Source organism: Ferruginibacter sp. HRS2-29, assembly GCF_024343615.1.
GTDB lineage: Bacteria > Bacteroidota > Bacteroidia > Chitinophagales > Chitinophagaceae > Ferruginibacter.
The window spans coordinates 1-21,476 of record NZ_RJUB01000007.1 but is presented as its reverse complement, the minus strand read 5'-3'; the positions used below and the strand labels follow the sequence as shown (position 1 = coordinate 21,476).

Genomic DNA, 21,476 nt, shown 5'->3' with positions numbered 1-21,476 from the left:
ATATAGTTGCCGGGAAGACGGGAAGATGTATTTTTTTCTTCTTCCCGTCTTCCCGGCTCATTATATTTAGCTTGCAAGCCAAAAGAAAGGCTGGATATTCTATAAGTATTTTTGCACATCAATTACAGTGATATGCGCATTTTCTTCCTGTATTTCTTTGTAAGAATTGGTGCAGTATATTTCGTCCACATTTTGCAGTGACAATCCTTTGCTGAATATTCCGTGACTGATGACCAGGATCACTTTTGCGGCATTGAGTTTGCGCAATTCTTCCGCCACACCGATGAACGTACCGCCACCATCGCAGATATCGTCCACAATGAAACAGGTTTTGCCTGCAAGGTTTTCGGCAAATACTTTAAAGCCCGACAACTTCCCGGTTTTCACATCCCGGTTCTTCATACATTCCACCACTTCCATTCCGTTGAGCGCTTCGGCTACTTTGTATATTTTTTTCAAGGCGCCCGCATCCGGCGAAACGATGCAGAATCCTTCGGCGGTGGAAGAAGATGTTTTGGACTGGTAATCTTTCAACGCATCCGCTACAAATGCCGTATTGCTGATGGCATACGAATTATCCAGCAAAGCCGTACTTACTTCCGAGTGCGGATCGAATATCCTGATCTTGCTGAACCCGGCGCAATTGATAATATTGGCCATCACTTTCAACGAAAAAGGTTCGCCACCCGTCATAACCCTATCCATGCGGGCTGCCAGCAGATACGAAATATATAGTTCCACTTTTTCAAATCCTTCATACGATAAAACGTTCTTTGCAAACAAAGGCATCAGCAGGTCTGAAGGGTTCGAAATGCGTGTGATGATGCGGCATACAGCCCTGTCGTCGCCCAGTGTGGCTGTATCTATTTTGATATGTGGCTGGCTATCCGGAAAAGTTACCAATGAATATTTTATATCCGATTTTGCTGCGTTGATGAGATTGAGTGTTGTCATGATGTTTTTTGTTATTATCAAAATAAACGTCTGTCAGCCTGAGCTTGTCGAAGGCGGGGTTCGACAAGCTCACCCTGACAGCAGATAAAATTTTTCAGCCTGAGCTTGTCGAAGGCGCCTTCGACAAGCTCAGGCTGACAGCTAAGAATTAAATTCAGTTTCTTCCTTTTTCGTTAGGGTATAATTCCATCACCTGGTAACTCTGCCAGAATTCTTTGGTATCGATATCCATCACCGATAATTTTCCATCGAAAGCTGCACCGGTATCCATGTTCCACAAATTAGCGGCATTGGCCGGCTCATATTTTCCGATGTATAAAGTAGGTGTATGGCCGATGTAGATCTCTTTGAATAATTTCAACCGCTTGGGATAACGGGGAGAATCTTTGGGGATGCGGTCGTCGAGGCTGATAGCGGTTTCCCAGAGTGTCCTGTCCCAGGTAAAATTACTGGCATAACGTTCATGTTGCGGCCCGCGTACAGCCGAAAATCCGGCGTGCACAAACAAACGGTTTTCTTCATCAACATGATAATTTTCCATCCGTTCAAAAAAACTGATATGCTGTTTCAGATCCTGGTCTGTGCGGTTGGAATAGCTTTCGATGCTGGCTTTGCCGCCACTGTGATACCAGAGTTCATCGATTGTTCCTTGTCTAAGCCAGTTTTCGCACCATACATCATGATTGCCTTTGATGAAAATGCAGGAATATTTTTTATCGAGTTCCATCAGGTATTGTACCACTTCGTAGGATTGGCTCCAGCCATCTACATAATCGCCTAAAAAAATAAGCCGGTCTTCCGGTTTCACCTGGATGGTCTCAATCAATTCTGTCAGTGCTATGAAAGCCCCGTGGATATCTCCGAATACAAACGTTCTGCTCATGGAAACAATATAAATTTTGAAGGCACAAAGTTATGTACCCATTTTATCGCCAAGATAAACAGAATTACCGATTCGCACTTACAGCGAATAATTCTTTGATTGATTTATTATTGCTTTACTAACATTTGTGAGTGTTACCGGATATTATATATACTGAAAAAGGTTTGTACTTATTTCAGTTGAACGTTTTTTCTCACAATTGCTAAAACTTTTGTTTGTTGATAAAAAACTTTACCTTCCTACAGATTTAACCCAAACCTGCCCTAATATGCACGATCCGATTAAACACATCAAATATCTAAGGCAAGCTTTATCTCAAGATAAAAAACGAATTGGTTTTTTTATTTCCGCTGGATGTCCATTAGCAGTAGATATGCCGACTGGAAGTTGGCCTTTAATCCCTGCAGTACAAGAGTTAACTATCAAAGTTAATTTGAAATTAAAAGCAGCCACAGGAACACCAGAAAATAAATACGATTTACTTCTGAAAGAAATTGCACTTGCAAATAAAAACATTGAAAATATTGAAGACATTTTGACTTTTATACGAGGATTAAAAAATGTTTCTTCCGGAGGAAACGTTCGAGGGTTTACGGAAAATGAGTTAGAATTATTAGAAAAAAATGTTTGCTCAGAAATAGCTAGTCTCTTAAATGTATCTCTGCCTGATCTTAATACTCCATATCACAATTTAGCAAGTTGGATTAATTCAATTGATAGAGAAGTACCTGTCGAAATTTTTACAACAAATTATGACCTTTTAATGGAGCAGGCTTTTGAGGATAATTCTGTTCCGTTTTTTGATGGTTTTGTCGGTAGTCGGTTTCCTTTTTTTGATTTAAGGGCTATTGAAGATAATTTAATTCCTAAACATTGGAGTCGGCTGTGGAAGATTCACGGATCAATAAATTGGTTGCAAAATTCTTCTCACGACGTTTATCGCACGAGTTATTTGGCGAAATATGAGGAAGCTAATTTAATTTACCCTTCTCATTTAAAATATGAACAAAGTAGAAAAATGCCATATTTAGCATTAATTGATCAATTAAGTAAGTTTATTAGACAACCTTCTTCACTATTAATTCTTTGTGGCTACTCATTTAATGATATGCACTTAAATGGGGCTATTATAAATGCGCTCAAATCAAATCCAACAGCAATAGCTATCGCTTTAATGTATGATACTGGTACAATAACTGACCCCACAGACGGGTCTATAAAAGATAGATATCCTAATGCAATTCAGATAGCAAAACAACGCTCAAATCTTTCCTTATGGTGTTATGATGAAGCTATAATAGGAACGCTTCGTGGTGAATGGAAAGTCAATAAAGTTTTTGAAGATCATGAGAATATAGCGACCTGTGTCGAAACTAAAGTCACCATAACTCCTGGAGTTGGTGGAGCTCCTGATGTTAATACTATTAACCACTGGTTAAAACTTGGAGACTTCGCAACGATGGGAAGGTTTTTACAAGCTTTAATTGGCATTAATCAAACGACAACGACTGATGCAAAATAAATCAACTTTATTTGGAATTGTACAGGATGTAAAAGGGACTACGGTAAGTGTCAACTTAACAAATATTGGAATTACAGGGTTAACTTTTGTAGATGGAGAAGGATATAGAATAGGTCAAATCGGAAGTTTTGCCAAAATCCCAATTGGATATTCTCATTTATTTGGAATTATATCACAAGTTGGGGCAAGCGCCGTACCAGAAAATCAAATTGTCGCTAATCCCTATGGAAATCGATGGGCCACAATTCAATTAATTGGAGAAGGGTATAGGAATGGACGATTTGAAAGGGGCATTGCTCAATATCCGACTATCGGAGACGAAGTACATTTGGTTTCTGAGGATGATTTGAAAAATATTTATGGTAAACTTGATAAGCCCTATTTTGTTAAAGTTGGACATATTGCTGGGGCTGATTCAATACCAGCATTAGTAGATATCAATAAACTAATTACTAGACATTCTGCCGTTCTAGGCACAACAGGCTCTGGTAAATCGACAACAGTTGCGGGATTGTTAAATGCTATTTCAGAACCAACCAAATATCCATCTTCAAGAGTAATCGTATTTGATTTGCACGGTGAATATGGAACCGCTTTAAAAGATCGTGCTAACATTTATAAAATCAATACTGAAACAACAACTAATAGCATTTATAAGAATTTATATATTCCTTTTTGGGCCTTAAATTTCGACGAATTAATTGAACTGATTTTAGGTCAAGTGGATGAAAAAGATAAAGCTATTATTGGAGATAAAATATTAAGTTTAAAAAGAAAATCGGCCACAGATACTATTTATGATGGTATCAATTTACAAAGATTGAGCGTTGATACACCTATTCCCTTTAGTTTAAATAGATTATGGCTGCACCTTCAACGAATGATTTTTTCAACCCATACTACCCAAGCTACAGGTCAATGTTTAAGTAACATTGAAGAAGATTTTGATATACATAATACTACAGAAGCATTTGCAATTGACAATGCAAACATTCCTTTGCAAACAGGTGATGCAGAATTAATTTTACCCCCTCAATATAAATCACAAGTTGCAGCCCAAATATTTTTAAGTGGCTCTAATTTAAATATTCGAAGGCAATTAGAAGGATTCACTTCTAAGTTGAGAAATCCTATATATGATTTCTTGTTTTCCCCCGGTGATTGGAAACCTGATATTAATGGGATTGTTTCAAAAGACTTAGATGATTTATTTGGAGATTGGCTTGGATCAGATAAACCTATTACAATTCTAGATCTTTCTGGCATTCCAAATAATATGCTGAACACAATAATTGCCGCGCTATTGAGAATAATATATGAAGGTTTATTTTGGGCAAGAAATTTATCACAAGGAGGAAGAAGCAGGCCATTGTTACTTGTAATGGAAGAAGCGCACAATTATCTAAATGATTCTATAGCTGGCTCTGCATTAGCAATAGTTCAAAGAATAGTCAAAGAGGGCCGTAAATATGGAATTGGAACTATGATTGTGAGTCAAAGACCCTCTGAAATCAACTCAACAATTTTATCACAATGCGGAACTTTTTTTGCTTTAAGATTAACTAATTCAAATGACAGAAGTCACGTTACTAGCGTTGTAAGTGATAATTTAGATGGACTAGTAAATATGCTGCCAATTTTAAGAACAGGAGAAGCTATAGTTTTAGGAGAAGCTGTAAAATTACCCATGAGAGCAATAATAGACGTTCCACCAAAAGACAAACGCCCTGACAGTCAAGATCCAATTGTATATGATGAGTTACTTCCAGAAGATTCTATGCAACCCGGGGGCTGGGGTATTAAAATGGAACAAAATCCTAATTATAAAGAATTCGTTGAAACGTGGAGATCACAAAATCCTATAATAAATAAAGTAAAACAATAAAACTTATGGACAGAACTTCAGTCACCTCATCTAATATTGCTTCAATAGGTTATGATGAAAATTCAAGTACTTTAGAAATAGAATTTTTGAATGGTTCGATTTATCAATATTTTGATGTTCCGCAAGCAGTTTATGAAGAATTAATGCGAGCCCCTTCACATGGTTCATATTTAGCTACGAATATTAAAGGAAATTATAGATTCTCGCGAGTTTAACATTTTAAGAATTTTTTGTAGTATTTCTAGAATTAAATGTATTTATATGTTTGGGTGGAATAATTTTATCCTGCTCATATCCAAATATTTTTTTAAAATATGTTAACTTCCAGTACTAAATCATTCATTTATGGTTACGATTGCGTTGTATAATCTCAAAGGCGGTGTGGGCAAAACTGCCTCCTGCGTAAATTTTGCATACCTGGCTGCGGCAGATGGTTTCAAGACGTTATTGTGGGATATCGACCCGCAGGGATCGTCTTCATTTTATTATAAAGCAAAGCCAAAAGTACATCCGGGTATCAAGAAGCTGATCACCAAGGATGCGCTATTGGAAAATGCGATCCTTTCGTCGGACTTTGAATTGCTGGATGTGATCCCCGCTGATAATTCTTCCAAAAGCTTCGACATCATGCTGGAAGAAATGAAAGGCAACAAGAACAGGCTGAAAGGAGTGTTGAAACAGCTGGAGAAAGAATATGATTTTGTGTTCATCGATTGCCCGCCGGGATTCAGTGCACTGAGCGAAAATATCTTCCATGCGGCAGATATCGTGCTGATGCCGGTGATACCAACCACGCTTTCCATCCGCACCTACAACATGGTAAAGGATTACTTTAAAGAGAAAGATGTGGATATGGCCAAAATGATGTGTTTCTTTACCATGGCCGATCTGCGTAAGAACATGCACAACGAGCTCATACAGGAACTGAACAAGGACAAGCGCTTTTTTCAAAACTTCATCCCTTACCTGAGCGATGTAGAAAAAATGGGCATCCATAAGGCACCGATCATGGAGTTTGCAAACAGCAGTTATGCGGCTAAGTGTTACCGTGAGTTGTGGACGGAGATAAAGGAGGGGGTGCTGGAATAGACTGAATAGACTAATAAATAAAATGGCCGCTTTAAAAGCGGCCATTTTAATGATGGAAGTTTTTTAATGATTAGTATGTAACGCTGAAGCTACCATTGGTAACGACTATCGATTCCGGCCCTGCCCCATTTTTATAAAGCGTACCGCTAAAAGTTCCAGTAGCTGCAGTGGATGAAACTGTTGACACATTTGCTGTAAACGTATCCGCTGTAAACCCGGATTGGTATAAGTCGCCTGCATTATTAAAATAACGAACGATGACACCTTTGGTCGTATTTGTTACCGAAATATTCGGATAAGCACCGGTGGTAATGGAAGAGCCTGCTGTTGTGTTAGTAAAAGCAACAGATAAGTTATCGGAGCCAGTGGAAGGGCTGGAAATAGTTCCCGTTGCGGTAAGGCTTGATGGGATACCAGACATGCCACTCAGCAACATTCCTGAAAGCCCTGTATTAAATTCGGTAGCTGTTCCTCCCATCGTAGCTTTTAAGAAAGTGTTGCTGGCTGGCGGGGTTCCTGCACCTACCGTAATGCTGAAGGAGCATCCCGTAGCGCCGGGTGTATACTGCACCGTTCCTGCAGAAACCGGTGTTCCTGACGCCACTAAGGTAATATCTGCATCACCCGGTGCCGCAAAAGTGCCGGTAGCGCTGAAGCTGATGCCATTGGCCGTACCTGTTGTGATAGTATAAGTGCCGGCGGTAGTTACGTTCACCAGTAATTTAACTGTGTTAGTGGTATTGGTTGCAGTACCTGCGGTGTAAGTTCCGCTGATCACCGGTGTAAGGCAGTCATCGGGTGCACCTTTAAAAGTATATACCGCTGTACCCGAACTGCTTCCCGTAGAAGCCAGGTAAGTGATGGAAAAGCTACATCCTGCCGTGCCGGGCAGGTAACTGAAAGTACCCGCATTGGTTGGCGTGCTGCCTGTTGCAGTAAGTTCGATGAATTGCTGGCCGGTTGCGGTAAATGTTCCCGAACCGGAGAAAGTGATGCCATTGGCTGTACCTGTAGAAATGGTGTAGGTACCGATGGTAGTAACATTTACTATCAATGTTATTTTTTCTGTAGAAGTGAGTGCTGTACCCGCTTTGTACGTTCCTGTAATGGAGGGTGTAGTACATCCGCCCGGGGCACCAGCCAGTGTAAACACAGCCGTTCCGCCCTGGGTGCCACCACCGCCGCCGCCGACAGTTCCCCCGTTTTCTTCACTATATTCTTTTTCACAACTGAAAAGTGTAAGGCTGAGTGATAATAACAGTAGCCATGTTTTGATAGTACGAGACATATATATCTTAATTATAGGTGCAGACAAAAATAAGAACCCTTTTTCATTTCCCCTCATTATTCTACCTCAAAGTAAACATTCGGGGATAACGCTTTTTCAGTGGATTTTTATTTTATATTTACAATAAGGGCATTTTTAACTCATTTTGACAGGAAGTTCCTACAAACTTTTAAAACTAACATATCATGAAGAGAGAATTATCCGGCTGGTTCAGCCCCGCTTTACAAAAGGAAATGCCCATCGCGGCCTACGGCGATTATGGTTTCGCACTCCTGCTCGTACCAACTGCGGCTGCCGATTACCTGGAATACGAACGTTTTCAGCTGATGGAAACGCTGGCTCCCTATATCAATAGCGGAAAAGTGAGGATATTCTCTGTCAACAGCATCAACAACGAAAGCTGGCTCAACAACAATATGGCCGGCGAACACAAAGCCATCCGCCACAACCAGTTCAACGATTATATTTTTAATGAAGTGATCCCTTTCATCAAGACGAATACTTCTTCAGAAACACCCATCATCACCTGCGGTGCTTCTTTTGGCGCTTTGCACAGCATGAACCTTTTCCTCAAACGCCCCGACCTCATCGACGGCGTCATCGCCATGAGCGGCGTATACGATCTCACGGAGTATACCAAAGGTTTTTACGACGACCAGGTATACTTCAATTCACCGTGCCATTATATTCCTAATCTTTCAGACGAATGGAATCTCAATCATATCCGCAAAAGCCGTCATATTCACATCCTCACCGGCAGCGGCGATTATGAAGATCCGCAGGCTTCCCGCAATTTTTCGGGCGTGCTCAATACCAAAGGCATCCACCACGAACTCGATGTATGGGGACATGAGTGGAAACATGACTGGCCTACGTGGAGAGCGATGTTGCCGCTTTATCTGGATACGAGATTTTAAAAATCTATGATCGACGATGTATGATCTATGATCTTTACAGATTTAAGGTCATACATTGTTTCGATTAGCTTTTGCTGTTTTATTGGAAGCGGCGAAGATGGCTGTTAATTCGTTAGCTTCTTTAATTAAAATCTTCGCCTCTTCTGTAGATTTTAACTTGCTTTCTAATATCACTTCAAGCCAATATTTACTTTCATCAGCTTCTTCGATAATGATCTGGATCTTATTAATAAAATCGGCTATAGATTTTGCTCGTCCGGATGCACGATAATTTGCACCAACTGACCCCGCTGATCGTATTAACTGCTTTGCAATTTCGAAACCTGCGTGTGTCCGCGGAAAATCAGTACAAAAACCAATGATGTCAATGTGGAATTTTTTAGTTCGTTTTTCCAACTCTTCTCTTTTCATAAAAAATTTCTTGGAAATTATTCCTCTTATTTTTCACAAACAAGAGAAAATCACCACAAAATTTTGTTGAATTCCCCAAGATCATAGATCATACATCTTAGATCATAGATTTGTTATCTTTGGCAGATGCAAAACGACGAAAAAAAACTCTTCCTCCTCGATGCCATGGCCCTTGTTTTCAGAGCCTATTATGCGCTTGTCAGAAGTCCCCGTATTACCAGTAAAGGCCGCAATACCAATGCCCAGTTTGGCTTTACCAATACACTCATTGAGCTGATCAATAACCAGAAGCCTACACATATTGCCGTGTGTTTTGATACACATGCTCCTACAGAACGCCACACTGATTTTGCCGATTACAAGGCCAACCGGCAGGAAGCCCCGGAAGATATCCTGTCCGCTATTCCCGATATCAAAAAGATCATCACCGGTTTCAACATTCCCTGCATCGAAAAAGACGGATACGAGGCCGATGACGTGATAGGCGCCCTTGCCAAGCAGGCCGAAAAAGATGGGTATACCGTTTATATGGTAACTCCCGATAAAGATTACGGGCAGCTGGTGTCGGACCATATCAACATCTACAAACCCGGCTACCAGGGTGGAACGGTAGAGATCATGGGGCCGAAGGAAGTATGTGCCAAATGGGATATTGAAAATGTGAGCCAGGTGATCGACATACTCGGATTGATGGGGGATGCCGTGGATAATATTCCGGGGATAAAGGGAGTGGGCGAAAAGACCGCCGCGAAATTGCTGAAAGAATATGGCACACTCGAAAATATCCTGGCCAATGCCGATCATATAAAAGGCTCATTGGGCGAAAAGATCCGCAGTGGAAAAGAAGATGCCATCATGAGTAAAAAACTGGCGACCATCATCCTGGATGTTCCGGTAGAATTTCATGCGGAAGATTTTCGTTTGAAGGAAATAAAAAAAGACCTGCTGATGGATATTTTCGATCAGCTGGAATTTAAAACGATGGCAAAACGTGTGTTTGGCGAAGAGGCTAAGAACAACGAACCAGCCACAGCCGATGCAAAAAAATCACCCGCAGGCGGACAAATGGACCTCTTTGGAAACCCCGTGGTAACATCCGTCCCATCTACCGGTTTAGAGGATACCACTGAAGATCATACTCCAACAGTGGTGGATAAAAACATTCACAATACCCCACATCATTACACATTGGCAGATACGGATGAACAGATCATGGAACTCATCAAAAAGTTATCTGCTGAAACAGAGATCAGCTTCGATACCGAAACCACCAACATCGATGCAAACCTGGCAGAACTGGTAGGCTTAAGCTTTTGCATAAAAACAGGCGAAGGATATTATGTGCCTTGCCCGGCCGACAGGCAGCGCACTATGGAAATACTGCAGTTGTTCTCCCTTGTATTTTCCGATGAAACAAAAGTGTGGACCGGCCAGAATCTGAAATACGATCTGCTGGTATTGAAATGGTATGGTGTAGAACTGGAAGGGGAAATATTTGATACCATGCTGGCGCATTATGTGATTGAGCCCGATGGCAAACGCAGCATGGATCTGCTCAGTGCAAAATACCTCGGTTATGAACCTATTCATATCGAAGAGCTCATTGGCAAAAAAGGAAAGACCCAGGGTAACATGCGGGATGTTGAAATTGAAAAAGCGAAGGAGTATGCGGTGGAAGATGCAGATATCACGTTGCAGTTGAAAAATGTTTTCCTGCAGGAATTAACAACAAAGGAAGTAGAAAAAGTATTTTACGAAGTAGAAAACCCGTTGGTGAAAGTGCTCACCAATATGGAGTTTGAAGGCATCAAAGTGGATGTCGGTTTTTTGAATGGTTATTCCAAAGAACTGGAAGCTGATGCAAAAAAAGCGGAGGAATCTGTGTACGAGCAGGCTGGCGTGCGTTTCAACCTGGCTTCGCCCAAACAATTGGGAGAAGTGCTGTTTGATAAATTGCAACTGGATCCGAAAGCAAAAAAAACCAAGACAGGCCAGTACGCTACCGGGGAAGATGTGCTGCTGAAACTGGCCGTCAATAATAAGATCTGCGATGACATTCTCACTTTCCGTGAGCTTACGAAGTTGAAATCTACTTATGTGGATGCGTTGCCACAGTTGATACATCCCAAAACAGGCCGTGTGCATACGAGTTATGCGCAGGCTGTAGCGGTTACGGGCAGGCTCAGCAGCAACAATCCCAACCTGCAGAATATCCCCATCCGCACCGAAAAAGGCAAAGAGATCCGCAAGGCATTCATTCCAAGAGATGAAAATCACGTGCTGGTATCCGCGGATTATTCGCAGATAGAATTGCGCATCGTAGCAGCCATCAGCGCCGACGAAAACATGTGTGATGCATTCCGCACCGGGAAAGATATCCATACGGCTACGGCTGCCAAAGTATTCAATGTACCCGAAGCGGAAGTAACGAAAGAAATGCGTTATAAAGCGAAAAGCGTGAATTTTGGCATCATCTACGGCCAGGGCGCCTTCGGGCTGGCGGAAAACCTGGGTATATCACGTGGTGAAGCGAAAGAGATCATCGATAATTACAAAAAACAGTTCCCCAATATTCAGAAGTACATGGACGATACCATCAATTTCTGTAAAGAAAACGGTTATGTGGAAACGCTGATGGGGCGAAAACGCTGGCTGAAAGATATCAACAGCGCCAACTTTACGGTACGTGGTTTCGCAGAGCGAAATGCCATCAACTCCCCGATACAGGGTTCGGCTGCGGATATGGTAAAACTGGCCATGATAAAGATCGACGAGGAATTCAGGCGGCACGGTTTTAAAAGCAAGATGCTGCTGCAGGTACATGATGAACTGGTCTTCGATGTGCTGAAAGAAGAGCTTGAAAAAGTAAAGCCCGTCATTTTGAATTGTATGCAAAGCGCATTAGCTTTACCCAACGGCGTACCGGCAGATGCGGAACTGGGGTCGGGGGAAAACTGGTTGCAAGCCCATTAGTGAATAGTGAATTGTCAATAGTCAAACCTTCGAAACATTATTAGAAATTGATACTTAGAAAAATACTAATCACTAATCTCTAATCTTAAATATATACATATGAAACATTCGATTATTGCCGTTTGCCTGTTAACATTCGCTTTTGCCAGCTGTAATGATGCAGACAAAACTACTACTACCGCTTCTTCCAAAGACACGGCTTCAGCTGCTGCTGATGTAAAAAAAGATGCTGCGCCGAAAGCCGAACCCGATTCTGCCACCAAAATGAAAAACTGGATGGCTTATTCCACCCCGGGAGATATGCATAAAATGATGGCTTCCTGGAATGGTGAATGGACCGGCGAAGTAAGCATGTGGATGGATCCTGCGGCTCCGCCGGAAAAAGCGACCATCAAAACTCAGAACAAAATGTTACTGGGCGGCCGTTACCAGACGAGTTCCCATGCCGGCACCATGATGGGTATGCCTTTTGAAGGTATCTCTACCATGGCGTACGACAATGCAAAAAAACAATTCATCAGTACCTGGATCGACAACATGGGCACAGGCCTCGTAACGATGACCGGAACCTGGAACGAATCTACCAAGACCATCGAACTTAAAGGAAGCATGGTAGACCCCGAAGCAGGCGACGGCAGCGAATTAAACTCCCGCGAAACCATGCAGGTGATTGACGACCAGACACAATTGCTCACCATGTACTGCGATAAGAAAGGAAAGGAAGTAAAAACGATGGAGATCAGGTTCACGCGGAAATAATTTTAATGGATAATAGTAATGGATAATGAATAATTCGTCATTCCCAGTTGAACATTATCCATTATACCGTTATCCATTCCCCGCAATATAAAAGCCGTTTCAAACATTGAGACGGCTTTTATTTGTAACTACGGATTGTTTGTTCTCAATTATTATTGTTGGGTACGGAAAAAGGTTCCGTTGTTTTTCAGTTCCTCTTTACGAAGGCTGATCTTTTTATGATAATGGGCATTGTAACTTACCCACATCCTTGCCCCCGGCTGCAAGGCAGCAATTTCAGCTTCGTCGAAAAGCGCTTTGATCTCCGTCACAAAATTTTTTCCGTGGTCCGGTTCCACCTGTAATTGAAGTATCAGCTGTTGTTGTTTGTTGATACTTATACCTGTCGGCTCTACCGTAAGAAGCACTGCCCCCGCGTATAATTTTTCGTTTAAAAAGTATCGTTTAATGATCGGCCACATGAGTTTTTTAATGAATACGAGTGCTGCTATCGCAACCGCCGTAATGGTGATGATGTTTTTGGTGTTTGACATGGGTATTTTATTTACATGCTTGATTCTTACACAAAGGAACAATACGCTTGCCGGGCTTACTGCATATGCTTTGCAAGCGGCGGTTGAAAAAATGCCAAAGGCTTATTCTCTGTGAGAAAGGTTGAACAATACAAAAAGCAACATACTATGTTGCTGATCTTCAAGTGAGGGTTGGTTGTGGGATCAAAAACGGACCATTGTTACCGAATGCAAAGGAAACGATCAGACAACGAACGGTAGCTACGGGCTTAACGAACGGCAGGATGCAAACAACGAACGGTGGAAGAAGCTTAGGGTTTAGGGTTTAGAATCAGCCTGGTGTTCTTTTCGGAGGCGTTTTTTAAGGGAAGAAATAAGCCTCAGCGAGGGCCCTTCTGCTATCCTGTAAAAAGCATATCCTGCAAGCAGGCTGGCCAGCACGCCGATCCAGTATACGTGGCCATAAAAGAATTGCTTGCCGGTGTAACGGTTCAGAAGTGCCATTACAGCAATCAGTACAGGCACATGAATAAGGTAAAGTGAGTAACTGATCTTGCCCAGGCTCTTGATCATTTTGACGAAAATAGTATTCCCGATCTCATAATTGAGCAGCAGCAACATCAGCAATACTGCCGTCATCACCGCCAGTATATTCGGCAGCAGGCTCACTTTGGCGATCGTAAGGGCAATAAAACCGATCGTTAAAAAGAAACAGCAGATCAATATCGGCCATTTGAAATTCCTTTTAGTGATGATCTGTCCGGCAACATCGCGGTAGGTATACAGCGTGATCCCCACGGCGAAGTAGAAATTATATTCAAACAAAAATTTGATGAAAACATCGTCTTCGCTACTATTGTAAAAAAACAGCGCCCCCGCCAGGAACAACAAAAATGAGCATGCCAGGTATGACCTCCTGAACTGGTAGATGAAAGGAATGGAGAGATAAAACAGCCCTTCATGCAGCAACGACCAGTATGCATAGTTGAAGCCGATGTACTCCTGGTTTTTGGTAAACAACAGCGACTGCAGAAAATTAGAAAACGTAAGATCTTTTACCGCGGCAACCAGCCTTGTATTGAACTCCCGGCCGCTGATGGTATTAAAAAGATCCGGCGCAAATGTTGAAGCCCAATAAAGTACCAGCACCGAAACGAGTATAGACGCCAGGTACGGAATGTAGATGCGCAATATACGCACCGTGTAAAAATTCCTTACTTTCTGGCCCGGCGTACCTTTGAGTCCTTCGAGGCTCATAGCGATGAAAAAACCGGAAAGCACGAAGAAGATCATCACCATCTGCGAACCGGAGCTGAATAACATGTCGAGCAGGAATATTACATAATCCAGCGGGTTCCAGCCGGCACGGGGAAAAGCTTTGAGATATTCTGCCCCGCCGCACCACATTATGAATTTTGCATGGTATACCACAACATACATCGCCGCCACACCCCTTATCGCATGCAATAAAGAAAGGTCGGTTTTGACAGGGGATGTTCGTTTCATTTAACAGACGGAACTTTTATTGCCGGTCAAACAAAAATAGGGTTTTGGTTCTAAAAGAAAACTACAGTAACAATTACCCAAACGAAAAAATGCGATAAACCACTATCGCATTCCTGATATTTAATCGTAAACCCCCTGATTTAATGTTTAGCCTATTGGCTGCTGATCTCTTTTCCGTCTTCGTTGGGCCCGGCATTGGAATGCCCTGTTTCGGCCGACTGGTAATTGATGTATTTGTGTGTAGAGATTATCAATCCGTTGACATTTCGACCGGCAGTACATGAAAACAATAACATGGCCACCGAAAGGATGAGTAGTGTTAGTTTGAAAAGTTTCATGTTGATACCTTGTTTCATGTTGATAGAACAAAGTAAAAACAAGTATGGGGCTATTTTATAATAGAGTTTGCGAATGGTAGTATTTATCCAGCCAAAGGCAGTTTTGAACCACAGAGAAAGGAGAGTACAGAGCAACACAGAGTAAATGCAAATGTGCGATACCCTCTGTGTTGCTCTGTACTCTCCTTTCTCTGTGGTTCAGTTTTACTTCAGTTTCAGCTGCTGAAAAACCTCATCCTTCTTCCTCCTCGAAACTTCTACTTTAGAGCCATCTGTCAGCAACACAAACTCTTTATCGTTACTTACCCTTGTAATATGTTTGGGGTTCACCAGGTGTGATTTATGTGTACGGATAAAGTTAAAATCGGTGAGCATTTCCTCAAAATGACGCAGGGTTTTCGACGCCAGGAATGGCCGTTTGTTCACCAGGTGAATATGCGTATAACTCCTTTCGGCTTCCAGCCTTAATATTTCATCAATGGTGAAAAAATGCACACCTTCGGAGGAAGGTACGGCAATGCGAAAATCCCGCACATCTTTCTTCTCTATATTACTCACCAGGTTACGGTAGAGTTCTTCCTGTTCCGAATGATCGGCTTTCTTTTCCAGGTGGCGCAATACAGACGCTTTCAGTTCATCAGGATCTACAGGTTTCAACAAATAATCCAGCGCACTGAAGCGGATGGCCTGGATGGCATACTGGTTGTAGGCAGTGGTGAAGATCACATCGAAATTTATTTCCGGTAAAGCCGTGAGAAAATCAAATCCATTCTTATGAGGCATTTCCACATCCAGGAAAACCACATCCGGTTTGTATGTTTCCAGCAATGCCAGCGCAGCATCCACAGACTCCGCCTGCTGCACTTCGGTGATCTCGCTTATGAAATTCTCCACATAGTGTTTCAGTATGTTCCTGGCTTTTACTTCATCATCAATGATCAATGCTTTTATCATGACAGTTGTTTTTTATGTTAAGAAGGTAGATAACTCTATTATCACCGTGGTGCCTGTGGCATTTCCGGCATCGTCGTATTTATCGATGATCCGCATGGAAGCATGCTGGCCCTGGCGTTGCAACAGGTCCACCCTATCCTGCGAAATACGCATGCCCTTTGATTCGTGGCGTTTGGTTTTGCTTTGCGCCACTTTCAGTTCGGCCGACATTTTTCTCCCGATCCCGTTATCATCAATGATACATTGGAATACTTCATCATTTACCTGGTGGAAATGAATGAACATTTCCCTGTTGCCTTGTTTGTGCATCAGCCCATGCCAGAGCGCATTTTCTACAAAAGGCTGCAGCAACATGGAAGGCACCAGCACTTCGTCCATTTCCATTTCTTCGTCGATGGTGATCCTGTATTCAAAACTGTTTTCAAAACGCATCGCTTCCAGTTCCAGGTACAATTGCAACACTTCTTTTTCTTCACTGAGCGTCACCAGTTTTTTATCCGAGTTGTTCAACACACTTCTGAAAAGCTTGGAGAATTTGTTGAGGTATTTACTCGCTTCGCCATACTTATGTGTCACGATACATTCCTGTATACTATTGAGACAGTTAAATACGAAATGCGGGTTCATCTGTGCACGCAGCGCCATCAACTGGCTTTCCGCCAATAATTTCCTGATCTCCAGCAACTGCACTTCATTCTCCTTTGCCTGCATTTCCGCGTTGGCTTCCGCGATCTTATTCGAACTGATAGACGCGATCGTGCTCAACGCCTTCACATGATTGTCTGTAAAGAAATTTTTCTGCGAATGTTCGGAATCAATCACACCGATCACTTTCCCGTCATGAAGGATGGGAACCGCCAGTTCCGAATTTCGTTTCGCATCGTCGATCAGGTACCGGCTGTCTTTCTCGGTATCAGCCACCAGCAAAGGTTTGCCCGTTTGGCCTACCGTTCCTACAATACCCTTACCCAGCGGAATTTCCATTGGATCGATGATCTCGTGGCCTTTCGGGTTTTTTTCGCCGTAGGCCGCTTTTTGTATGAATACATTTCTTTTTTCATCGTAGAGGTAGACCACACAATCCTCAAAATCCAATTGAGAGATACAGTTGCGGGCAATATCCCAGCAGATCTCGTTCACAGAATTTTCGCCATATACCGAGTTGGCAAAATAATCGATCGTACGGTCAATGTTTTTCTTCTCCTTTCGGTTGCGGTTATTGCGGTAAGCAGCCAGCAACAGCAGCAATGCCCCTATGGAACATAGCGATATGAACCACCAGGTCTGCCACCAGTAAGGTTTTACGTGCAGCTTCACGCTGGTGATGCTGTTCATCCATTTGCCATGCTCATCGGTGCTGCGCACTTTGAATGTGTAATTGCCGGGAGGCAGATTGTTGTATGAAACCGATAAGGAGCGCCCGCAGTTGACCCAATCCTTATCTACGCCTTCCAGCTGATAACTATATTGTAAAGAAAGTATCTCGCGGTGGTTGAGCGATGCAAATTGAAAAGTGACAAAGTCCTCGTTGGGCGAAAGCTCTATCGTACCTTCTTCTGCCTGTTTCGTGATCTCTTCGCCAAATATTTTGATGGAAGTGATGTGTGGCGGGGTTTTTACCTTTACTGCCGAATAAAGCAACGGGTCGATCACCACTACGTGATCCAGCATCACCGCATATATCTTTCCATTTTGAAAAGTAATATTGTTCCAGTAATCCTGCAACGTTTGCCCCAGATCGATCTCTACTTTTGTCACCGCTTTTATTTCCGGATCAAAGAACATCATGCCTTCCCGCGAAGCCGCCCAGATAATACCACGGTTGTCGATAGCCAGATTGGTAATATTGTCGTACAACAGCCCGTTGCTGGTATTAATGCTATCCAGGAATTTTCCGGAGAGGTTCATTTTGTAAATTCCTTTATTGGCCACAGCTGCCCACAATATGCCTTTTTTATCTTCCTGCAATTGATTTACATTGAATTCCCTTGGTGTAGCAACAGGTATCACGGAAAACTGCTCCGTTTTTACATCGAATTTCAGTATGCCAGCGCCACCCATTGTAAAGAGTACATCTTTATTGCGCAGCACCAGCGCTGTTTTGCAGGTACCATATTTAAATTTGCCATGGGTGCTGTCGGAGCCATCGAAGCGGTCGCACTTATTGGTGGCCGTATTATATCGGTAAAGGGCGTCATGTACGATCTGAAACCAGATGTTACCACTGCTGTCGGCAAAAATAAAATTAGCCCCCTTTATGTTGCCCGGTTTTACCTGGTTAAATTTTACAAGTTGGGAATTACTGTTTTCCAGCGAATAAATTCCGTCTTCCCCCGCAAACCACCATTTGTTTCCCGACTTTGCACTCATCACCACCCGGTTGCGTAGCAGGTCTTCGGGGTCAGACGTTACTTTGTATCGTTTATAAGTTCGCTCGGTAGTATTGTACATCACCACCCCTTCTTCTTTTGCGGCAACAATTATATCCTTATCGATGCTCACATGATTGATATGCGCAAAACCTGTCTGCAAAAAGAATTCAAAGCTGGGCAGCTGGTAGATCGCTTCCAGCGGATCTTTTGCCTGGCTCTTGCTTACACCGTTGATTGTTCCCAGCCATACATTCCCTTCCGGATCTTCTATCGCATCGCGAAAAAAACCATAACCGATGGAATAGGTTTGCGACTGGCTGTAAGGTATTTTCTTGATGGGTTTATCCGGTTCCTTCAAAAATGAAGCAAACAACCAGGTGGATATCCATATCCGCTCTTTGTGATCGATGAAGATGCGGTTGACACCACCGGAGGAAAGCTTTCTTCCATCCAGTTCAAAATAAGTTTCGGTGGTATTGGTGCGGCTGTTCCAGAAGTTGAGCGAAAGATCCTCATTACAGCCATACCATATATTATTCTTATTGTCGAGCGCTATAGCGTAAGTTTCGCGTTTATCGAGTAAGGGATAATTCAGTGGGTTGTGTGCGGTATCGTAGAGGTCATTTCTTTTACAATCGAGGAAATAGGTCACGCTTCCACCTACCCAAAAACCGTCGCGGCTTTTATCCCAGGTAAAAGCACCCAGGTTGAACGATTGGTAGCCGATGTTTTTGGCGGCAGGCATCACCGCCGAAGCCGGTTGTGCTTTTCCATCGGCATACACGTACAATTTTCCGTTGGTGCCGATCCAGATGCGGTCGCGGTTGTCGGCTTCTATCACCCCTACCAATTCATCTTTGAGCAATTCAAAGCGTTTGTCGGCAGTAAAAGTGCCGGTCTTTTTATTGAAGATCCTGATCCCTTGCTTGGTGCCTATCAGCAGGCTGTCGGTGCCGGCAAACGGGTAAATGGCATTCACATAAATACTGCTGAGGTGTTCGGTATTTTTATATTGCCGCACTACGGCACCGTCGAACCGGTTGAGCCCGTTGCTGGTACCGATCCATAAAAAACCGCTGGCATCTTTGTACATGCAGCGGATCTCTTTTGCACTCAGGCCATCCTGCCAGCGGATATTCTGAAATATGAACTGGGCATGCGTTGCGACGGGCAAAAAGATGATGGAAATAATATAAATTACTCTGCGCAGCATGCCTGAAGTTATTGGTTATAAGCTGTTAAGGTATAAAGATTACGATTAGAATCAAATACCGGCGGGAGAATTTGCAAAAGGTAACATCCGGCAAACGAACGGCGCGTAAAGTTCAAAGGGTTTAAAAGTTCAAAGGTTCAAAAGTTGTTATGCTAACTCGCAGTTCTCAACCTTTTGAACCTTTGAACTTTTGAACCTCTGTATTTCTCTGTGGTTCAAACTCCCGTTGGTTTACTCATTTCAACCGATGACGAATCAATTGCCGGTAAGTTTGAAATATTCCGGAAAATTTGTCTTTCAAAATTTTACTGTTATGTTATTATTCTTCACCGGCGTTTTCATCAATTGTGCAGCCATCGTGCTCATCATCCTCAGCAGTATCAAAGATGCTTTATCTGCCCGGCAAACAGACGGTCGCAACGATCTGGTGCATATCGCCGCACTGGTATTGGCTGGTGTGGTTGCTGTTTCATTTTATCATAAAAACAATGGCAATATTTTTCTCGCGAAATTACTCGTGTGCCTGCCCGCGACGCCCATCCTGCTTTCTGCGGTATTCCTGGCGGCAGCGATGCTTTTGAAACCCAACTGGAAATAATTAACGGCTATTCATTTCAAACCATCAAAACAGTTCAAATGAAAAAAATCACCATGATGCTGATCAGTTTTGCCGGGCTTACCGCGGTATTGGGATTTTTAAAACAACAACCTATGCAACAAAATAAAGTTACGGGCGAATATGCCCTTCGTGGGATACCGGAAATGGTAGCACGCTTCAGGTTCAATGCAGACAATACTTTTCAGTTCATGTATATATATGGCGCCAGCGACCGTAGCGCACACGGTACTTACACGGTAGAAAACGATAAAGTGATCCTGCACGGAAGTAAAACTGCCAGCAAGGATTTTGAACTGGTGGAAGAAAAAAGATCGGGCAACGGAATTACTGTAAGTATTGCTGATGAAAATGATATGCTGCTCCGCAATGTTGTTTGTTATTTCATCCATAAAAAAGATACACTGGTGGCGGAAACAAACGGAGAAGGCATTGCAACTGTAACCATGCCCGATTGCGAAGAAGTGCAATTGATCCATGGTTATTTCCCCGACGTTCCTACATCGTACAAGATCAAAGGGAACAGCAATAATTTCTTTCAGTTTGCCCTCAAGCCTTCGCTCACCGAAGTGGTTTTTGATCATGTGCAGCTGGATATTAAAGATGGCAACCTGTACGGCTCTAATATTTATCTGTTCGGACAGGCGCCGGTGCAATTCGTGAAGAACTGAAAAATTACGAATTTAAGCGAAGGTATGAGCGAGAAGAGGATCGCAGATTAAAAAGGATGAAGGGGATTACACAGATTGTTTCCTGCTGCGCAGAAAACGAAAACGCAGTTTGTAAGTCCCGCAGTTTGTTAAATGAAGCCAGGTTTTTATAAACTGCATTTTGGTTTTTCACGCAGTGAAAAATAATCCGTGTAATCACCTTTATCCTTTTTAATCTGCGATCCCCTTAGCTCAAATATCTTCGCTTAAATTCGTAATTTTGCTCTCATGGAAAAACCTGTATTATTATACTGTTACGATGCTTATTGCGGCTGGTGTTATGGCTTCAGCCCGGTGATCAAAAAAATAGCGGAAGAATTTAAGGAAGAATTGGAAACGGAAGTGTTGAGTGGCGGCATGATCCTGCCGGAAAAACCTGTTCACATTAAAGTGACTGCAGGCTATATCCTTAATGCCTATAAAAATGTGGAAGAGCTTACGGGCATTACATTTGGCGAAGATTACCTCTGGCACATCCGCAACCCGGAAGAAAGCGACTGGTACCCGAATTCTGAAAAGCCTGCTATCGCGATGTGCATTTTCAAGGAATATTATCCCGAACGGGCGGTTGAAT

Annotated in this window: 18 protein-coding genes and 1 pseudogene; 10 read left to right on the top strand and 9 right to left on the bottom strand. The window is 42.6% G+C overall.

The window, feature by feature from the left end:
- Nucleotides 1–99: 99 nt before the first annotated feature.
- A complete protein-coding gene (gene prs, locus EGI32_RS03920) occupies nt 100–954 on the bottom strand; it encodes a ribose-phosphate diphosphokinase (protein ID WP_255154065.1) in 855 nt (284 codons plus the stop codon).
- A gap of 154 nt (nt 955–1,108) precedes the next feature.
- On the bottom strand, nt 1,109–1,837 hold the full coding sequence (locus EGI32_RS03915; protein WP_255154064.1) for a metallophosphoesterase family protein: 729 nt from the start codon (nt 1,835–1,837) through the stop codon (nt 1,109–1,111).
- Nucleotides 1,838–2,048: 211 nt separating this feature from the next.
- Here EGI32_RS03915 and EGI32_RS03910 point away from each other — a divergent pair, with 211 nt between their 5' ends.
- The 4 genes from EGI32_RS03910 (at nt 2,049) to EGI32_RS03895 (ending at nt 6,333) form a co-directional block, all read left to right on the top strand.
- Nucleotides 2,049–3,359, top strand: coding sequence for an SIR2 family protein (locus EGI32_RS03910; RefSeq protein WP_255154063.1), 1,311 nt, complete (start codon nt 2,049–2,051; stop codon nt 3,357–3,359).
- The gene (locus EGI32_RS03905; RefSeq protein WP_255154062.1) at nt 3,322–5,244 is read left to right on the top strand and encodes an ATP-binding protein; all 1,923 of its coding nucleotides are present in this window, start codon (nt 3,322–3,324) and stop codon (nt 5,242–5,244) included. Before EGI32_RS03910 ends, EGI32_RS03905 begins: the two co-directional genes overlap by 38 nt.
- A 5-nt stretch (nt 5,245–5,249) precedes the next feature.
- Nucleotides 5,250–5,459, top strand: a complete 210-nt coding sequence (locus tag EGI32_RS03900) for a KTSC domain-containing protein (RefSeq protein ID WP_255154061.1) — start codon at nt 5,250–5,252, stop codon at nt 5,457–5,459.
- A 130-nt stretch (nt 5,460–5,589) separates the two neighbouring features.
- Nucleotides 5,590–6,333 carry a ParA family protein gene (locus EGI32_RS03895; RefSeq protein WP_255154060.1) on the top strand — a complete coding sequence of 248 codons (744 nt, stop codon included), beginning with the start codon at nt 5,590–5,592 and terminating at the stop codon, nt 6,331–6,333.
- A gap of 70 nt (nt 6,334–6,403) precedes the next feature.
- Here the strand turns inward: EGI32_RS03895 and EGI32_RS03890 are convergent, their stop codons facing one another.
- Nucleotides 6,404–7,621 carry a hypothetical protein gene (locus EGI32_RS03890; RefSeq protein ID WP_255154059.1) on the bottom strand — a complete coding sequence of 406 codons (1,218 nt, stop codon included), beginning with the start codon at nt 7,619–7,621 and terminating at the stop codon, nt 6,404–6,406.
- A gap of 185 nt (nt 7,622–7,806) precedes the next feature.
- Between EGI32_RS03890 and EGI32_RS03885 the strand changes: the two genes are divergently transcribed.
- On the top strand, nt 7,807–8,538 hold the full coding sequence (locus tag EGI32_RS03885) for an esterase family protein (RefSeq protein WP_255154058.1): 732 nt from the start codon (nt 7,807–7,809) through the stop codon (nt 8,536–8,538).
- A 48-nt stretch (nt 8,539–8,586) separates the two neighbouring features.
- Here the strand turns inward: EGI32_RS03885 and EGI32_RS03880 are convergent, their stop codons facing one another.
- Nucleotides 8,587–8,949, bottom strand: coding sequence for a four helix bundle protein (locus tag EGI32_RS03880; protein ID WP_255154057.1), 363 nt, complete (start codon nt 8,947–8,949; stop codon nt 8,587–8,589).
- A 126-nt stretch (nt 8,950–9,075) separates the two neighbouring features.
- On the opposite strand from EGI32_RS03880, the gene polA reads away from it, so the two are divergent.
- On the top strand, nt 9,076–11,922 hold the full coding sequence (gene polA / locus EGI32_RS03875; RefSeq protein WP_255154056.1) for a DNA polymerase I: 2,847 nt from the start codon (nt 9,076–9,078) through the stop codon (nt 11,920–11,922).
- A gap of 99 nt (nt 11,923–12,021) precedes the next feature.
- Nucleotides 12,022–12,681 carry a DUF1579 domain-containing protein gene (locus EGI32_RS03870; RefSeq protein WP_255154055.1) on the top strand — a complete coding sequence of 220 codons (660 nt, stop codon included), beginning with the start codon at nt 12,022–12,024 and terminating at the stop codon, nt 12,679–12,681.
- 152 nt (nt 12,682–12,833) lie between these two features.
- Here EGI32_RS03870 and EGI32_RS03865 read toward each other — a convergent pair whose 3' ends face one another.
- The 5 genes from EGI32_RS03865 to EGI32_RS03845 form a co-directional block, all read right to left on the bottom strand.
- A complete protein-coding gene (locus tag EGI32_RS03865) occupies nt 12,834–13,214 on the bottom strand; it encodes a hypothetical protein (protein WP_255154054.1) in 381 nt (126 codons plus the stop codon).
- Between the two features lie 297 nt (nt 13,215–13,511).
- Entirely contained in the window at nt 13,512–14,699 is a 1,188-nt protein-coding gene (locus tag EGI32_RS03860) for an acyltransferase (RefSeq protein WP_255154053.1), read from the bottom strand.
- A 152-nt stretch (nt 14,700–14,851) separates the two neighbouring features.
- Nucleotides 14,852–15,037 carry a hypothetical protein gene (locus EGI32_RS03855; protein ID WP_255154052.1) on the bottom strand — a complete coding sequence of 62 codons (186 nt, stop codon included), beginning with the start codon at nt 15,035–15,037 and terminating at the stop codon, nt 14,852–14,854.
- Nucleotides 15,038–15,241: 204 nt separating this feature from the next.
- On the bottom strand, nt 15,242–15,991 hold the full coding sequence (locus EGI32_RS03850) for a LytTR family DNA-binding domain-containing protein (RefSeq protein ID WP_255154051.1): 750 nt from the start codon (nt 15,989–15,991) through the stop codon (nt 15,242–15,244).
- Nucleotides 15,992–16,003: 12 nt separating this feature from the next.
- Nucleotides 16,004–19,576, bottom strand: coding sequence for a histidine kinase (locus EGI32_RS03845; protein WP_255154050.1), 3,573 nt, complete (start codon nt 19,574–19,576; stop codon nt 16,004–16,006).
- A gap of 313 nt (nt 19,577–19,889) precedes the next feature.
- Between EGI32_RS03845 and EGI32_RS03840 the strand changes: the two genes are divergently transcribed.
- The 3 genes and pseudogenes from EGI32_RS03840 to EGI32_RS03830 all read left to right on the top strand — a co-directional run.
- On the top strand, nt 19,890–20,174 hold the full coding sequence (locus tag EGI32_RS03840; protein ID WP_255154049.1) for a hypothetical protein: 285 nt from the start codon (nt 19,890–19,892) through the stop codon (nt 20,172–20,174).
- A 38-nt stretch (nt 20,175–20,212) separates the two neighbouring features.
- Nucleotides 20,213–20,863: a hypothetical protein gene (locus EGI32_RS03835; protein WP_255154048.1), complete on the top strand. Its 651-nt coding sequence runs from the start codon at nt 20,213–20,215 to the stop codon at nt 20,861–20,863.
- 267 nt (nt 20,864–21,130) lie between these two features.
- A pseudogene (locus EGI32_RS03830) lies at nt 21,131–21,476 on the top strand (DsbA family protein); the annotation flags it as partial.

Bases quoted from the DNA above. Each gene is read 5' to 3' on its own strand.
- prs (WP_255154065.1), bottom strand. From the start codon at position 954: ATGACAACACTCAATCTCATCAACGCAGCAAAATCGGATATAAAATAT.
- EGI32_RS03915 (WP_255154064.1), bottom strand. From the start codon at position 1,837: ATGAGCAGAACGTTTGTATTCGGAGATATCCACGGGGCTTTCATAGCA.
- EGI32_RS03900 (WP_255154061.1), top strand. From the start codon at position 5,250: ATGGACAGAACTTCAGTCACCTCATCTAATATTGCTTCAATAGGTTAT.
- EGI32_RS03895 (WP_255154060.1), top strand. From the start codon at position 5,590: ATGGTTACGATTGCGTTGTATAATCTCAAAGGCGGTGTGGGCAAAACT.
- EGI32_RS03890 (WP_255154059.1), bottom strand. From the start codon at position 7,621: ATGTCTCGTACTATCAAAACATGGCTACTGTTATTATCACTCAGCCTT.
- EGI32_RS03885 (WP_255154058.1), top strand. From the start codon at position 7,807: ATGAAGAGAGAATTATCCGGCTGGTTCAGCCCCGCTTTACAAAAGGAA.
- EGI32_RS03880 (WP_255154057.1), bottom strand. From the start codon at position 8,949: ATGAAAAGAGAAGAGTTGGAAAAACGAACTAAAAAATTCCACATTGAC.
- polA (WP_255154056.1), top strand. From the start codon at position 9,076: ATGCAAAACGACGAAAAAAAACTCTTCCTCCTCGATGCCATGGCCCTT.
- EGI32_RS03870 (WP_255154055.1), top strand. From the start codon at position 12,022: ATGAAACATTCGATTATTGCCGTTTGCCTGTTAACATTCGCTTTTGCC.
- EGI32_RS03865 (WP_255154054.1), bottom strand. From the start codon at position 13,214: ATGTCAAACACCAAAAACATCATCACCATTACGGCGGTTGCGATAGCA.
- EGI32_RS03860 (WP_255154053.1), bottom strand. From the start codon at position 14,699: ATGAAACGAACATCCCCTGTCAAAACCGACCTTTCTTTATTGCATGCG.
- EGI32_RS03855 (WP_255154052.1), bottom strand. From the start codon at position 15,037: ATGAAACTTTTCAAACTAACACTACTCATCCTTTCGGTGGCCATGTTA.
- EGI32_RS03850 (WP_255154051.1), bottom strand. From the start codon at position 15,991: ATGATAAAAGCATTGATCATTGATGATGAAGTAAAAGCCAGGAACATA.
- EGI32_RS03845 (WP_255154050.1), bottom strand. From the start codon at position 19,576: ATGCTGCGCAGAGTAATTTATATTATTTCCATCATCTTTTTGCCCGTC.
- EGI32_RS03840 (WP_255154049.1), top strand. From the start codon at position 19,890: ATGTTATTATTCTTCACCGGCGTTTTCATCAATTGTGCAGCCATCGTG.
- EGI32_RS03835 (WP_255154048.1), top strand. From the start codon at position 20,213: ATGAAAAAAATCACCATGATGCTGATCAGTTTTGCCGGGCTTACCGCG.